This window comes from Neisseria sp. P0009.S007, assembly GCF_051962515.1.
This window is the reverse complement of the sequence record NZ_JBQCVF010001154.1, coordinates 1-261: the sequence shown is the minus strand read 5'-3', so window position 1 is coordinate 261 and position 261 is coordinate 1. Positions and strand designations below refer to the sequence as shown.

Annotated in this window: 1 pseudogene; it reads left to right on the top strand. The window is 54.0% G+C overall.

The features are described from left to right. A pseudogene (locus ACTHS3_RS18125) lies at positions 1 to 261 on the top strand (class I SAM-dependent methyltransferase); the annotation flags it as partial.

The window sequence follows — 261 nt, the reverse complement described above, 5'->3', positions numbered from 1 at the left end:
AATCCACCTTCAGGAATACGATACCGGCTGGCTGATGCAGCCCGAAGAATACGAAGCGTGGCTTGCCGAAGTCTTGGAAGCCGTCGCCTTCGTTACCGGTTTTGCGCCCGAACAAATCCACCTCAAACGCCGCGAACGCCAAAAAGGCTTGCAGCAATACGAGAAAACCGGCAAAACCGGCAACGATTTCGTCATCACCGAAAACGGCCGCAAGTTTTGGGTCAACCTTGACAAATACCCCGACACCGGCCTCTTTCTCGA